This window comes from Buchnera aphidicola str. G002 (Myzus persicae), from assembly GCF_000521565.1.
GTDB classification, from domain to species: Bacteria; Pseudomonadota; Gammaproteobacteria; order Enterobacterales; family Enterobacteriaceae; genus Buchnera; species Buchnera aphidicola_C.
Map to the genome: position 1 here is coordinate 372,890 of NZ_CP002701.1, position 14,804 is coordinate 387,693.

A 14,804-nucleotide genomic window follows, 5' to 3' on the forward strand; every position below is an offset into this window, starting at 1 on the left:
ATATGAATCTTCAAACAAATTTGTATACTTTATAATATTAAAGGATAAAATTATGTTTAATCAAATTAACCAAGTGTTTGATTTTAACCAAAAAGCATTAAATATTTATGTTAAAAGACAAGAAATTTTGGCTTCTAATATTGCTAATGCTGATACACCTGGATATAAAGCTGTAGATATTAATTTTAAAGATGAACTGAATAAAACATTAAACAAGAAAGATACAAAAATTATTCTTAAAAAAACATCTCCTAATCATCTTAATGGAAAAAATAACCATATATCTTTATTAAAAATAATACCTGTAATAAGTAATAACATCAAACCAGATGGAAATACAGTTAATATGGATAGAGAAAGAATCGAATTTGTAAATAATAGTTTAAAATACGTATCAACTTTAGCATTTATAAAAAATGAAATTAAAAATATAATACATGTTTTACAAGGATAAAATAAATTATGTCTCTTCTTAATATATTTCATATTGCAGGTTCTGCAATGACTGCACAGTCACAGAAAATGAATGTTATTGCAAGTAATTTAGCTAATATAGATAGTGTAACAGAGAAAAATGGAAAGTTTTATCCATATATTGCAAAACAAGTAATTTTTGAATTAGATGCTTCAAATAATTCAGCAATAGGTGGAGTAAAAGTATCTAATATAATTAATGACTCTACTCCTATGAACTTAATATATAATCCTAATCATCCTATGGCTAATAAAAAAGGCTATCTTTTAACATCTAATGTCAATCCTATTACAGAAACAGTAAACAACATATCGGCAGCAAGAAACTATCAAGCTAATATAGAAGTATTAAAAACGGCTAAATCTATGATCATGAAAACATTGACAATTAACGAATAATGGAGAATAAATAAACATGATTAATATGAATTCATCCATTGATAACAAATTAATTGAAAAAAATATTAATGATTCACCAAACAACTTGAATCCATTAGATTTACAAAAAAATTTTTTAAGTTTATTGATTGCACAAATTAAAAATCAAGATCCTACTGATCCTATTAAGAATACTGAATTAACATCACAATTAGCGCAAATTAATACGGCAACAGGAGTCGAAAAATTAAATAATACTGTTTTAAATATTTCTAATGAAATTAATAAAAATCAAAATGTTCAAATATCTTCATTAATTGGACATCGTGTGATGATACCAAGTACTCAAATTGTACACACCCAAGGTGCACCTAGTAGATATGGTATAGAATTAGTTGGATACGCTACTTTAGTAGAAATACAAATTAAAGATAAAAATGGTAATACATTATACACTAAAAGAATGAATGATATGAAACCTGGCATTCATAATTTTATCTGGAATGCAAAGGATATCAATACTGGAAAATATGATATTTTAGTTTCAGCTAAAAACAAAGATCAAAATATTCCTGTTCAAAGTTTAAGTGAAAGTTTAGTACAGAGTGTCATTATATCTTCTAGAGGTCCTCTTATAGATCTAGGGGTAGCTGGAAATATAACACTATCACAGATTCGAGAAATTCTTAAATAAAAGTTTTTTCATTTAATACATAATAAAGTGTAAGGGTGAATATTATGACAGCAATGACAGCTATCAGCGGTTTACTCATTAATAATAATTATATAGATATTATATCTAATAATATCGCAAATGCTTCTACTATAGGATATAAATCTAGTCAACCTATCTTTTTTGATATTTTTTCACATTCTTGTTATTCAAACACTCCTATCGGATATGGAGTTGGAATTTCAAATATTATACAAAACTTCAGCAATGGAATGTTAGTAGAAACCGGTAGAGATTTAGACTTAGGAATTATAAAAGATGGTTTTTTTCGTGTTTTAGACGCTCAAGGTCACGTACATTACACACGAAATGGTCAATTCTTAATAGATAAAAATAAAAATATTATTAATATACAAGGAATGTATCTCACAGGACAAAATAAATCTCATTCAAAAAATACTTTTAATAATTTATCTAATTTAGAACCGATTAACTTACAACATGCGCATATATTACAAGCAAAACCTACTTCATCAATTAAATTGAGTAGAGCTTTAAATAGTGATATGAATCCTATTAATCATGAAAATAATTCTGATAATGATTTGTCTCAAAAAGACAACTATGTAAGCAACATCACTATTTATAATAAAGATGAAAAAGCAGAAACACTAACTATTTCTTTTAAAAAGACAGATAAAAAAAATACATGGAACGTAAATATAAAATCAAATAACCTTTCAGATGATTCTGACAAAAAAGAGAATATTAATAAAAGTTTTGATTTAAAATTTGATTCTCATGGTGAATTAATTTCTGAGGCAGTATTAAGTATTCAATCAGAAAATTCAAAATATGAAAATATTACTTTAGATTTAACTGGTACTATAGAACAATTAGACAGTGATAATTCTTATCATGAATACTTTTCTTCTCAAAATGGATATGCAAAAGGATCTTTAAAAACATTTCGCATTCTTCTCAATGGTGAAATTATTGGTACATATTCTAACGAACAAACTGTTCCAATTGGACAAATATTATTGTCAAAATTTATTAGTCCAGAAAAATTACATCCTGAAAGTGGTAATTTATGGTCTGCTACTGAAGAATCAGGTCAAGGAGACATAGGTATAGCGGGTGATTCTGGTTTTGGAACATTAACAAATGGAACTTTAGAAACTTCAAATGTAGATTTGAACAAAGAATTAATAAACATGATTATAGCACAACGCAACTATCAATCAAATGCACAATCTTTTAAAACAGAAGATAAAATCATTAACACATTACTAAATTTACGATAATCTATTAATGGGACTCAAAACTATATATGGAGAATGCAATATATCATTCTATGATGTCAGCTAAGCAATTATTAGAAAAACAAACTATAATTTCTAATAATCTAGCAAATATTTCTACTAATGGTTTTAAAGAAAAATTTAATTATATATTACAGGATGAAAATACAAATAATTTATTTAATAATCATCATCCAATTATAAAAGAATATTATAATCTTTCTCCAGGTATATTACATCATACACAAAGAAATTTAGATTTATTTATTAAAGATGATGGTTGGTTAACAGTTAAAGATATAAATGGTGAAGAAGCATATACAAAAAACGGTCATTTAAAAATAAATGCAGCAAGAAAACTGACTATTCAAGATAATGAAGTAGTAGGACATAATTCTAATATAGAAATACCTGATAATGTAAATTTAAAAATTTTATCTAATGGAATTATTACTGTAATAGAAAAAAAGAATAAAAAAATTTTTACAAACCAAATAGGTGCATTAAAATTAGTTAGTCTTCCTTGGCAAAATCTAATACAAAAAGAAAATGGGTTATTTTATCTTAAAAAAGATTTCAAAAGTAACAAATATAGTCATATTATTAATCATAATAATAATATACGTGTGCAAGCAGGATTTTTAGAATCTAGCAATGTAAATACTTCAAAAAACATGATAGAAATGATATCTAATGCTAGACAGTTTGAAATGCAAATGAAAATGATATCTACGTGTGATCAAAATTTTGAATATGCTAATCAATTAATTAATATAAACAATTAAAAAGGAGAAAAAAATATGATTCCTTCTTTATGGATTGCTAAAACAGGACTAGATGCTCAACAAATTAATATGAATGTTATTTCTAATAATTTAGCAAATGTTAGTACTAACGGATTTAAACGTTCTAGAGCTGTTTTTGAAGATTTAATGTATCAAACAGTAAGGCAAGCAGGAACAAACTCATCTATTGATACAAATTTGCCATCAGGACTACAGATCGGTACTGGAGTGAGACCAGTTGCTACAGAAAGAATTCATAGTCAAGGTAACCTTTCTAAAACAGATTCTAGAAAAGATGTCGCAATCAACGGACCTGGTTTTTTTCAAGTACAATTACCAGATGGAAATATGGCGTATACTAGAGATGGTTCTTTTCAATTTGACCAAAATGGTCAATTAGTCACTAACAGTGGTTTTCCTATTATACCTGAAATTACTATTCCTGCTAATGCTTTAAATCTAAATATAGCAAGAGATGGTGTAGTTAGTGTTACTGTGCAAGGACAAACTCAACCTATTTTTCTTGGTCAATTGAATTTAATTAATTTTATTAATCATTCTGGATTAGAAAGTTTGGGAGAAAATTTATATCAAGAAACTCAGGCATCTGGGACACCCATCGATACTACTCCTGGTTTAAACGGTACAGGTTTATTATATCAAGGATATGTTGAAACTTCAAATGTGAATGTTGCTGAAGAACTAGTTAATATGATTCAAACTCAAAGAGCATATGAAATAAATAGTAAATCTATTAATACATCTGATCAAATGTTACAAAAATTGTCACAATTATAATATATTCTACTTCTATATTATTTTTAAAAATAGGTTAAGAAAAAACTTTTATTTATTGAACGTCTATTATTAAAGGTAACTTTTTCGTGATAAAGTTATTTATCTGTCAATTTAAATATTATTTAACTGCTTTATTTTTATTAACTATTCAGAGCTGTGCATCAGTGCCATATCAACCTCTAGTGGAAGGTGTAACAACAGCTGTAGCACCTAATATTTTACCCAAAATAGTAAATGGTTCTTTATTTCAAGAAAGAACACCTATAAACCCAGGTTATCAACCATTATTTGAAGATCACCGTCCACATAATATTGGTGATACTATAACTGTTGTATTACAAGAAAATATAAGTGCTAGTAATAGTTCTGCTTCCAATATGAGCCGAGATGGAAGTGCTAATCTAGGAATTACAATAGCACCTAGTCAATTCAATCCGATTTTAGGTTTTGATTCAAAAGACAATAAAACTGGATTAGATAGTATAGGAAAAAACGTCTTTTCTGGGACAGGTAGTAATTCAGCTGAAAATAAATTTACTGGTCTAATTACTGTTACTGTAAAACAAGTATTACCGAATGGAAACTTAAAAGTTGTTGGAGAAAAACAGGTAGCCATTAATGAAGGAACAGAATTTATTCGTTTTTCAGGTGTGATAAATCCTAATAACATTAGTAAAAATAACTTAGTAGCATCTACTCAAATATCTGATACGCGTATTGAATATTTAAATAATGGACGTATTCATGATATTCAAAAAATGGGATGGTTGCAAAGATTCTTACTAAAAATTTCTCCTATATAGATATTTGAACAAAAAAATAATTGAAAAAATATCCAAAAAATTATATATCCTCTAAAATAATATTAATTTTCATAAAGGACTCTATTTGTCCTTTATGATAAACATATAAAATATTTTAAAAAATAAAAAATTTTTACATAATGAGAATATTTATTGAAAATAATATATTTGTATACTATAACACTTTTAAAAAAGTGAATTGATAAAGGTTTTCTATGTCTAAAATAATATCATCATTAAAATTTATTATTTTTCTTTTAATAAGTTTATCTCTTCCTGTGTATGCTGAAAAAATACGTGATTTAACTAGTATTGAAGGAATTCGAGATAATCAGCTGATCGGTTATGGTTTAATAGTAGGTTTAGATGGCACAGGAGATCAATCAATACAAGCACCATTCACAAGTCAATCACTCAATAATATGTTAGCTCAATTAGGAGTTAGCATTTCACCAAATACTAATATGCAATTAAAAAATGTAGCTGCAGTAATAGTAACTGCAAATTTGCCTCCATTTAGTCATGCAGGTGAACAAATAGATGTTTTTGTTTCATCTATAGGAAATGCTAAAAGTCTGAGAGGCGGTACATTATTAATGACTCCATTAAAAGGTACTGATAATCAAATTTATGCTCTGGCTCAAGGTAACATATTAGTATCTGAAAAAAATAACTCTATAAAAAAGTTTAATTATATTCATGTAAATCAGGTTAATTCTGGAAAAATTCATCGTGGTGCAACAATCGAACGTGAGATCAAAAATAATTTTGGAAAAAAAAATACAATTAATCTCCAACTAAATACAGAAGATTTCATTACGGCACAACGTATCAGTGATATGATTAATATAAAATATCCCGATACAGCTACACCTATTAATTCTAAAACAGTACAACTGAATACTTCACCTAATAACGATGTACAAGTTCACATGCTTTCTAATATTCAAAATATCGATATTTCTTTACCATCTCAAGAGGCAAAAGTTATATTAAATTCTCGTACTGGTTCTATTGTAGTTAATCAAGAAGTAAAACTAGGAACATGCGTAGTTTCTAACGGAAATATATCAATAATTGTACATGAAATAATTAATAAAAAAAGAGATCTTAATTTTTTAAAAGATTTTAAAAAAAATATAAAAAAAGAATCTTATTCAGAAGATATAATAAATCAAAATTACATGGAGAACATTTCTTTAAATCAAAAAAATTTGAATAATATAGTGAGAGCTTTAAATATATTAGGTTCTACAACTAGTGAACTTATGTCTATTTTACAATCAATGAAAAGCGCTGGTTGTCTTAATGCTAAATTGGAAATCATTTAATGAACAATAATTTATTATTATTTAATATATCAAATTATGGTACAAAATTTATTCATGAATTAAAATATCAAGTTCATAATAATGCAAAAAAATATTCATTGCAAACTGCGAAAGAAGTAGAAGGTGTCTTTATTCAAATATTACTTAAAAGTATGAGAAGTTCTTTATCAAAAGATAACTTAATAGATAACAACCAAAGTCGTCTTTATACAGATATTTATGATCAAGAATTATCAAAAATATTAAGTAAAAAAGGAATGGGATTAACTAATATCATTTTAAAACAACTTCAAAAAACACAAAAAACATAAAAAAATATATGGAATATAATTAAAATATACTATTTTATCGTAATAAATATAATTTATTACAAATTATATCAAAAAGGGAAGAATTATGAGTTCTATATTTAACACTGCCATTGCTGGTATAAATGCAATGAGAATTATGATTGAAAAAACTACTAATAAAATTAACCATCCAGATGAAAATAACAATGTAGAAAAACGTATTTTTTTAGAAAATACAGCACAAGATTCTAGTGTCAATACTGCAGTAAAAGTAAAAGAAATTTACGATAATTATAATGATTTTATTACTGAAGAAAAAAGAAAAACAAATGTACAAGTACAAGATGAACAAACTAAAATTGAACAATTATTAAAACTAGAAGACTTATTGTGTGAAAAATCAAATATTTTTAATGAATTAATTAATGATCTATACGAACAAATAGAAAAAGATGTTGCATTAGATAAAAAAAATATTATTAATAGTAATATAAAAGAAAAATCAAATAATATTATTACTGAATTAAAAGATTTTGATAGAAAATTAAAATTTCTAGAAAAAGATATTAAAACATCAGTAATTAATAAAGTACAAAAAGTTAATTCTTTAATTGATCAAATTCATGATGCAACTATTGATATTCGTTTTTTTCCTATTTTGAAGATACCTAACAGAATTCAAGGTTTTATTGATAAAAGAGATGATTTAGTCGATGAACTAAATAATTTAGTTGGTGTTAAAGTTGTTAAGGGTAATGATAGTTATAAAATTTATTTAAATAATGGAATATGTATTATTAACAATAATCAAAAACAAAACTTAATTCCATTAACATCTAAATCTGATGATAGATATATTAGTGTAGGATACATTGATAAAGATGAAAATAGAGTAAAAAAAATAGAAGATATGATTCCTAGTGCTTCTTTAGGTGCTCTTTTAAAATTTCGCAGAGAAGAATTAACTAATGCAAGAAATAAAATTGGACAATTAACAGTCAATTTTGCTGATAGTATAAATTCTTATCACACATTAGGATATGATGTATTTGAACATGTTGGCAAACAAATTTTTAATATCAGCAATCCAGAAATTATAGCTAGTTCAACTAATCATTCATCCCCTATAACGTCTGCACAATGGGTTTCTACTAGTAATTCTAAAGATACTGATTATATTTTATACTTTAAAAACAATAATTGGAACGTCAGAAGATTATCTGATCATACTTCAGTTCAACCTAATATACGTAGAGAAAATAATAATTTATTAATCACTTTTGATGGACTTGAATTTTTAATACAAGGTCAGAATGAAGATGGTGATATTTACATGATTAAACCATATTCTAAAACACTAGAACAATTAGATCTATTAATCGAAGAAAATGAACCTTTTTCATTTTCATCTGCAAATAAAATAAATAATCAAAAGAAAAATGTTTTAGTCAATCATCAAGAAACACTTGATGAATCTTATCAAAAATTTTCAAAATCTATAGCTTATAAATGTAATTTACTTGAAGAAGAGTTACCTTTCAAAAAAAATATGATTAAAATACTTGATGATAAAAAACTTTCCATGTCAAGTGATCTTGAAAAAGACTATCAAAATTTAAATTATCAACAAGAGTGTTATCTTGCTAACGTTAAAGTTTTAGAAACAGCAGAACGAATTTTTAATGAAATAATTGAATGCTATAGCTAATTAACTAATTTTAAAATTATATCTTTAAAAAAAATAAAAACTTACTTTTAAAGTAAGTTTTTATTTTTTACAAGTATAAATATATAAAAAATATTAATACATGTATTAAATTTTTTTTTTAGGTTTAAAAACAGGAGAATTAGAAAAATTTTTTGCAGAGTGTGCTCCTGCTGAATTTTTTATTTTAATATTTGATTCTCTTAAAAATAAATTAGAATTTATGACTTTCTTTTTTTCTTTTAAATATAGTTCTGTAGAGATCTTAGTAATGGGAGCACTAGATTGATTTTTTTTATTAAAAATAAATGTATTTTTCTTTTTAGGAATTAGTATATATTTACATTTTATGTTTTTTTTAATTTGTTTTTTAAATTTTGAATATTTTTTCAATGAATCGAGTTCGCTTGTTATTTTTTTTATTTGATCATAATCATTCTTAATTTCTTTCTTTTTTAACTTTTTTTCTGATAAAATTGGATATGAAACTAAATTGTTTTTTTCAAAAATAGAAAATGAATTTATTTTTTTTTTCAATATGTTTTTTTTGTTTTTTTTTATTCCATCTAATGAAATAATTGAATATTTAATCCAAACTTTACTAAAAGCTAATTCTAATGAAAAAACTGAAGATTTAATTGAAACAGGACATACGAGTGGATAAAAATTTAAATGATTATTCTTAATACTCCTTTTTTTTAATATTTTAGAAGCAGTAAAAACTGGATAAACAATATTATCATGTTCTATGATTTTATTCTTATTTAAATTATTTATAACAGTCTTTTGGGATATATTTTTTTTATTTTCTATATTATAAAAAAAATTATATTCACTTATAAAATAAAATTGATTTTTTTTCATATAATTATTATAAATCTGACTGAAAGTAAAACAATCATTTTTAAATACTTTAATATCTGAATCTTTTGAAAATGAATTTTGAATATTTTTACTATTAACATTGAATTTATTGTCTTTTTTCTCTCTATCACTATAAGAAGATTTATTATTTTTATTTAGAGAATGATATTTTTTTTTTATATATATGTTGTTTTTATTCTGATAAGTATGATTCTTAATGAATTCACTTGTTGTTAAAATATATCTCATTAAAACAGAACGTTTTAACCAAGTTATTATTTTTAAAATAAAATTATTATTTAATAAAATCTTATAAAATTTACTATTAATCTTATTTTTTTTTAAAATATTTTCTTTTTCTTTTTTTGTTTTATTAATTTTATTATTCGTTAAAATAAAATTTTTCAAAACTAATTTTTCTTTTTGTTTTTTTTGAATAACGTTTTCTTTCAATGTATGAGAAAATTTTCTTTTTTTAGTATCAGAAAGATAATAACTCATTGAATTGATATTTTCACCTTTTCTTATTCTAGAAACAGAATAATGTGGAGTTTTCATATTTTTACTCGGAACAATGATAGTTTTTCCACCACGTTGACGTTTTTCAATAGCATGTACTGCATCTCTTTTTTCATTTAATAAATAACAGGCTATTTCTATAGGTACAATAGCATGCACTTCATATGTATTCTCTTTCAGAGCTTCTTCTTCAATTAAACGTAAAATAGATAATGATAAAGATTCATTATCTCTAATAGTTCCAGTTCCTGTACATCTAGGACAAATATGATAATTAGATTCACCTAAAGAAGAACTTAATCGTTGTCTCGACATTTCCAACAAACCAAATTTAGAAATCTGACCAATTTGAATCTTTGCTCTATCTTCCCGTGCAATCTCACGTAATCTATTTTCAATAGCTCTCTGATGACTAACCGGAGTCATATCTATAAAATCAATAACAATTAAACCCCCTAAATCTCTTAAACGTAATTGACGAGAAATTTCATCTACTGCTTCAAGATTAGTATTAAATGCTGTAGACTCAATATCTATACCACTTGTAGAGCGAGCAGAATTAATATCAATAGCAGTTAATGCTTCAGTACTATCTACCATAATTGATCCACCTGAAGGCAATCTTACTTGTCTTTGAAAAGCAGAATCTATCTGTGTTTCAATCTGAAAATGTCTGAACAGTGGAATTGCTCCAGTATATAGTTTGATCTTATTAATAAAATCTGGCCGGCCTAAAAAAGTAATATGTTCTCGTGCGAAATCTAGCATTAAAGGATTATCAATTAAAATCTCTCCAATGTCTTGCCGTAAATAATCTCTAAAAGCACGTACAATTACATTACTTTCTTGATGAATCAAAAATGGTGCTGTTCGTTGTTGTGCTATTATTTGAATCGTCTCCCAATGCTGTAATCTAAGTGATAAATCCCATTTTAATGATTCTATCGATTTTCCGGCACCTGCAGTCCGAATTATGACACTCATATCTTCAGGTAATTTTAATGAAGTTAATAACTCTTTTAAAAGAGTTCTATCACTTCCTTCAATTCTTCTTGATATTCCACCAGCTTTCGGATTATTTGGCATAAGTACTAAATAACTACCTGCCAAACTGATAAAAGTCGTTAAAGCTGCTCCTTTAGTACCGCGTTCTTCTCTATTTATTTGAATAATAACTTCTTGACCTTCTTGCAAAATATCTTTTATATTTACACGTGAATTATAAATATATTTTTTCGGAAAATAATTTTTAGAAATTTCTCGTAATGGTAAAAAACCATGTTTTTCTTCACCATAATCTACAAAAGCAGCTTCTAAACTAGGTTCAATTCGAGCAATCTTTCCTTTATATATATTTGATTTTTTTTGTTCTGATCCAGAATTTTCTATATCAAGATCATATAAACGCTGACCATCAACAAGTGCTACACGCAACTCTTCCTGCTGAGTGGCATTAATTAACATTCTTTTCATTGTAACTTTTTCTCTCTTATTTTTATAAATAAGTAAATACATCAACAGGAAATACAAACTGGAAAAAAATTCTTATTATCATATAATGACTTTTATTTGAAATACCTATAAAAATAAGCTTTTTATAAAAAATTAAATAAAAAGAAGTTCAAAATATAAATATATAAAAAAATTAGTATATTCATAATATATTTTTTATAAAATAATTATTTTTTACACGATCAAATTTATTACTAATACTATATTTTATTCTAATAAATTTAATTAATATATTTATATAAATAATTATATTATAATAAATAAAAAATTAAAAAAATTACTGAATAAAATAGAGATTTTTTTAATGAAATATAAAACACTACCTGTATCTATAATATATATTAATGAAGATATGATGAATCAAAGAATAGATAATTTTATGCATAATCGATTTAAAAATGTGCCTAAAAGTATGATATATCGAATTATCAGAACAGGAAAAATTAGAATTAACAAAAAAAGAATTCAACCCTATTATAAATTAAATATTGGAGATATACTTAGAATTCCACCAATAAAAATATCATATAATTTCAAAAATAATATTTTTCCTTTAAAAGATGCTGAAATTTTATTAAATAGTATCTTGTATGAAGATAATGATTTATTGATTATTAATAAACCTTCTGGAATTGCAGTACACGGGGGAAGTGGATTCAATTTTGGAGTGATAGAGTATTTCAGAAAGTTACGTCCACTAAATAAATTTCTTGAACTCGTTCATCGTATTGATCGTGAGACATCAGGCGTATTAATATTAGCAAAAAAACGTACATGTTTAACTTCTTTACATGAGCAATTAAGAGAGAAAAAAATAAAAAAAGAATACTTAGCATTAGTACATGGTTTATGGCCTATTCATAGAAAAAAAATTGTTAACTCTTTATTAAAAACAAAATTACAAAATAAACAAAAAAAAGTTTTAATTGACCCTCTTGGCAAACCTTCAGAAACTTATTTTAAAATAAAAAAACAATTTTCTTCATCCACACTACTTTCAATTATTCCTAAAACTGGTCGAACACATCAAATCCGAGTACATACTGCACATATCGGACATCCTATAATATTTGATAAACGTTACGGTGAAAGTTATTTAGATATTAATATAAAAAATAAAATAAATATTAATAGACTTTTACTTCATTCTGCTGCAATTCATTTTATTCATCCAAATAATGGCAAAAAAATTTGTATTCAAGCACCCTTAGATGAAACTTTTAAAAGTTTCTTGAATAATATAGTATAGTTTATTTTAAATCATATATTTCATACTAATATGTTTCAATCACTGTTTAAATAATTATCTTAATACATTTAAGAAAAAGTGAGAATAAAAATGGCTGTTCAAAAAAACAAACCGACACGTTCTAAAAGAGGTATGAGGCGTTCCCATAATTTTTTAATAGAACCAACCTTGTCTATAGATAAATTTTCCGGAGAAATTCATATACGACATCATATTACTAATAATGGTTATTACAAAGGTAAAAAAGTAATTTAAGAAATTTTATACAAAATGATGCTTATGAAAAAGCATCATTTTTTTTAAAAAAAATTAATGAAAAATATTAAATTTTCTTAAACTTATTTTAGATAATATTATAAATTTTTTGAACAATATAAAAATGTTAATGTATTTTTTATTTAAGAAAATAAGGTATTCATAATGGCTTTATTTGCAATGTTATTTCCAGGACAAGGTTCGCAATATGTAGGTATGTTGTCTTCTTTTTTTAAAAAAAATAACAATATTTTTAAATATACTTTTGATGAAGCATCTCATTATGTTAATCATAATTTGTTAAAATTAATAAAAGAAGGACCAAAAATAAAATTAAATGAAAGTTCATACTCACAAGTCGCGATATTAACTTCATCAGTATCAATTTATCGTTTTTGGAAAAATCAAAATGGAAAATCTCCATCATTGATATCTGGACATAGTCTTGGAGAATATTCCGCTTTAGTATGCTCTAATGCAATAAAATTTTCTGATGCATTAAAAATTGTTTTTTTACGCGGTAAAATTATGCAAAAAACCGCTATGAATCATCCTAGTTTAATGCAAGCAATTATCGATATAGATAAAAAAAAAGTTGAAAAAGCATGTTTAATAGCTTCAAAAAAAAAAGTAGTATCTTTGGCAAGTATAAATTCTAATAATCAAATCGTAATTTCTGGAGATAAATCAGCTGTTTATGAAGCAGGTTTACATTGTAAAAAATTTGGTGCTAAATGCATATTAAATTTAAATATTAACACACCTGCACATTCGCAATTAATGAAACCAGCAGCTGAAAAACTGAAAAAAATATTACAACTCACTACTATATATTCACCAAAAATTCCAGTGATAAATAATGTTGATGTAAAATATGAAAACAATAGCAAAAATATTAAAAATGCATTAACCAGACAAATTTACAGTACTGTCAGATGGAAAGAAATTATAGATTTAATCCAAAATAAAAAAATTTTTATTATGTTGGAAGTAGGACCTAGTCAAATACTAACAAATTTAAACAAAAAAAATAAAAAAATTATTTCATTAAGTACAAACAATTTAAAAAATTTTTTAGAAGCATTTCAAAAAATTAATAAAGGTAATCATGAATAAAAATAAAAAAACTGCTTTAATCACAGGTGCTAACCGTGGAATAGGACAAGCAATTGCAAAAAAATTAATAAAAACAGGAATAAAAGTAATTGGAACAGCTACAAGTCAAGATGGTGTTAATTTGATTAATAATTATTTAAAAGAAGATGGATTTGGTTTTGTGTTAAATCTAGAAGATACTTCTTCTATTAGAGAAAAAATAAAAGAAATTTGTAACAAAAAATGTTCTATTGATATACTCGTTAATAATGCCGGGATAAAAGAAGATAAATTATTAGTTAATATGAATGATCAAGAATGGAATAAAGTTATAAAAATTAATTTTATGTCAATATTCTATCTTGTAAAATCAGTACTTCGTTATATGATAAAAAAAAAACAAGGACGTATAATTACTATCAGCTCAATAATTGCTTATACTGGAAACAAAGGACAAGTTAATTATAGTGCTTCTAAATCTGCATTAATAGGATTTCATAAATCATTAGCGTTAGAAGTAGCATTAAAAGGAATTACTGTTAATATTGTTGCACCAGGATTTATTAAAACAGATCTTACAAATACGTTAAATATCATTCAATATCAAAAATATTTATCTGAAATACCTATGAAAAGATTAGGTAATGTTAAAGAAGTAGCTGACGCTGTTGAATTTTTATCTTCAGAAAAAGCATCATATATCACAGGACATACATTACATGTTAATGGTGGTATGTATATGATATAATATAAAATAAATCTATTTTTT

General features: G+C 24.8%; 15 protein-coding genes. 14 read left to right on the forward strand and 1 reads right to left on the reverse strand.

Annotated features, from left to right (window positions below):
* Positions 1–52 precede the first annotated feature (52 nt).
* The 10 genes from flgB to BUMPG002_RS01760 all read left to right on the forward strand — a co-directional run bounded on the left by flgB (position 53) and on the right by BUMPG002_RS01760 (position 8,544).
* Positions 53–454: a flagellar basal body rod protein FlgB gene (gene flgB, locus BUMPG002_RS01715; protein WP_025368970.1), complete on the forward strand. Its 402-nt coding sequence runs from the start codon at positions 53–55 to the stop codon at positions 452–454.
* Positions 455–462: 8 nt separating this feature from the next.
* Entirely contained in the window at positions 463–873 is a 411-nt protein-coding gene (gene flgC / locus BUMPG002_RS01720; protein ID WP_025368971.1) for a flagellar basal body rod protein FlgC, read from the forward strand.
* A gap of 10 nt (positions 874–883) precedes the next feature.
* On the forward strand, positions 884–1,546 hold the full coding sequence (locus BUMPG002_RS01725) for a flagellar hook capping FlgD N-terminal domain-containing protein (RefSeq protein WP_025368972.1): 663 nt from the start codon (positions 884–886) through the stop codon (positions 1,544–1,546).
* Between the two features lie 44 nt (positions 1,547–1,590).
* Positions 1,591–2,832, forward strand: coding sequence for a flagellar hook protein FlgE (locus BUMPG002_RS01730; RefSeq protein WP_025368973.1), 1,242 nt, complete (start codon positions 1,591–1,593; stop codon positions 2,830–2,832).
* A 26-nt stretch (positions 2,833–2,858) separates the two neighbouring features.
* Positions 2,859–3,614, forward strand: coding sequence for a flagellar basal-body rod protein FlgF (flgF, locus tag BUMPG002_RS01735; RefSeq protein WP_025368974.1), 756 nt, complete (start codon positions 2,859–2,861; stop codon positions 3,612–3,614).
* A gap of 15 nt (positions 3,615–3,629) precedes the next feature.
* The gene (flgG, locus tag BUMPG002_RS01740) at positions 3,630–4,412 is read left to right on the forward strand and encodes a flagellar basal-body rod protein FlgG (RefSeq protein WP_025368975.1); all 783 of its coding nucleotides are present in this window, start codon (positions 3,630–3,632) and stop codon (positions 4,410–4,412) included.
* An 86-nt stretch (positions 4,413–4,498) separates the two neighbouring features.
* Positions 4,499–5,215: a flagellar basal body L-ring protein FlgH gene (locus BUMPG002_RS01745; RefSeq protein WP_025368976.1), complete on the forward strand. Its 717-nt coding sequence runs from the start codon at positions 4,499–4,501 to the stop codon at positions 5,213–5,215.
* A 215-nt stretch (positions 5,216–5,430) separates the two neighbouring features.
* Positions 5,431–6,546, forward strand: a complete 1,116-nt coding sequence (locus BUMPG002_RS01750) for a flagellar basal body P-ring protein FlgI (protein ID WP_025368977.1) — start codon at positions 5,431–5,433, stop codon at positions 6,544–6,546.
* Complete coding sequence (locus BUMPG002_RS01755; RefSeq protein WP_025368978.1) at positions 6,546–6,857, forward strand: rod-binding protein; 312 nt, start codon at positions 6,546–6,548, stop codon at positions 6,855–6,857. Before BUMPG002_RS01750 ends, BUMPG002_RS01755 begins: the two co-directional genes overlap by 1 nt.
* A gap of 85 nt (positions 6,858–6,942) precedes the next feature.
* Positions 6,943–8,544, forward strand: coding sequence for a flagellar hook-associated protein FlgK (locus tag BUMPG002_RS01760; protein WP_025384589.1), 1,602 nt, complete (start codon positions 6,943–6,945; stop codon positions 8,542–8,544).
* A 105-nt stretch (positions 8,545–8,649) separates the two neighbouring features.
* Here BUMPG002_RS01760 and rne read toward each other — a convergent pair whose 3' ends face one another.
* Positions 8,650–11,397, reverse strand: a complete 2,748-nt coding sequence (gene rne / locus BUMPG002_RS01765) for a ribonuclease E (RefSeq protein ID WP_025368980.1) — start codon at positions 11,395–11,397, stop codon at positions 8,650–8,652.
* Between the two features lie 343 nt (positions 11,398–11,740).
* Between rne and rluC the strand changes: the two genes are divergently transcribed.
* From rluC to fabG, 4 genes are all read left to right on the forward strand, one after another.
* Positions 11,741–12,685 (forward strand): 23S rRNA pseudouridine(955/2504/2580) synthase RluC, encoded by a 945-nt coding sequence (gene rluC, locus BUMPG002_RS01770; protein WP_025368981.1) that lies wholly within the window; start codon positions 11,741–11,743, stop codon positions 12,683–12,685.
* A gap of 90 nt (positions 12,686–12,775) precedes the next feature.
* Positions 12,776–12,940, forward strand: coding sequence for a 50S ribosomal protein L32 (gene rpmF / locus BUMPG002_RS01775; RefSeq protein WP_025368982.1), 165 nt, complete (start codon positions 12,776–12,778; stop codon positions 12,938–12,940).
* A gap of 165 nt (positions 12,941–13,105) precedes the next feature.
* Positions 13,106–14,056 (forward strand): ACP S-malonyltransferase, encoded by a 951-nt coding sequence (gene fabD, locus BUMPG002_RS01780; protein ID WP_025404228.1) that lies wholly within the window; start codon positions 13,106–13,108, stop codon positions 14,054–14,056.
* A complete protein-coding gene (gene fabG, locus BUMPG002_RS01785; RefSeq protein ID WP_025368984.1) occupies positions 14,049–14,783 on the forward strand; it encodes a 3-oxoacyl-[acyl-carrier-protein] reductase in 735 nt (244 codons plus the stop codon). The genes fabD and fabG overlap by 8 nt, the downstream gene beginning before the upstream one ends.
* The last annotated feature ends 21 nt before the right edge of the window (positions 14,784–14,804 follow it).

Excerpts from the sequence above, each read along its gene's own strand:
- flgB (WP_025368970.1), top strand. The coding sequence starts at position 53 with ATGTTTAATCAAATTAACCAAGTGTTTGATTTTAACCAAAAAGCATTA.
- flgC (WP_025368971.1), top strand. The coding sequence starts at position 463 with ATGTCTCTTCTTAATATATTTCATATTGCAGGTTCTGCAATGACTGCA.
- BUMPG002_RS01730 (WP_025368973.1), top strand. The coding sequence starts at position 1,591 with ATGACAGCAATGACAGCTATCAGCGGTTTACTCATTAATAATAATTAT.
- flgF (WP_025368974.1), top strand. The coding sequence starts at position 2,859 with ATGGAGAATGCAATATATCATTCTATGATGTCAGCTAAGCAATTATTA.
- flgG (WP_025368975.1), top strand. The coding sequence starts at position 3,630 with ATGATTCCTTCTTTATGGATTGCTAAAACAGGACTAGATGCTCAACAA.
- BUMPG002_RS01750 (WP_025368977.1), top strand. The coding sequence starts at position 5,431 with ATGTCTAAAATAATATCATCATTAAAATTTATTATTTTTCTTTTAATA.
- BUMPG002_RS01755 (WP_025368978.1), top strand. The coding sequence starts at position 6,546 with ATGAACAATAATTTATTATTATTTAATATATCAAATTATGGTACAAAA.
- BUMPG002_RS01760 (WP_025384589.1), top strand. The coding sequence starts at position 6,943 with ATGAGTTCTATATTTAACACTGCCATTGCTGGTATAAATGCAATGAGA.
- rne (WP_025368980.1), bottom strand. The coding sequence starts at position 11,397 with ATGAAAAGAATGTTAATTAATGCCACTCAGCAGGAAGAGTTGCGTGTA.
- rluC (WP_025368981.1), top strand. The coding sequence starts at position 11,741 with ATGAAATATAAAACACTACCTGTATCTATAATATATATTAATGAAGAT.
- rpmF (WP_025368982.1), top strand. The coding sequence starts at position 12,776 with ATGGCTGTTCAAAAAAACAAACCGACACGTTCTAAAAGAGGTATGAGG.
- fabD (WP_025404228.1), top strand. The coding sequence starts at position 13,106 with ATGGCTTTATTTGCAATGTTATTTCCAGGACAAGGTTCGCAATATGTA.
- fabG (WP_025368984.1), top strand. The coding sequence starts at position 14,049 with ATGAATAAAAATAAAAAAACTGCTTTAATCACAGGTGCTAACCGTGGA.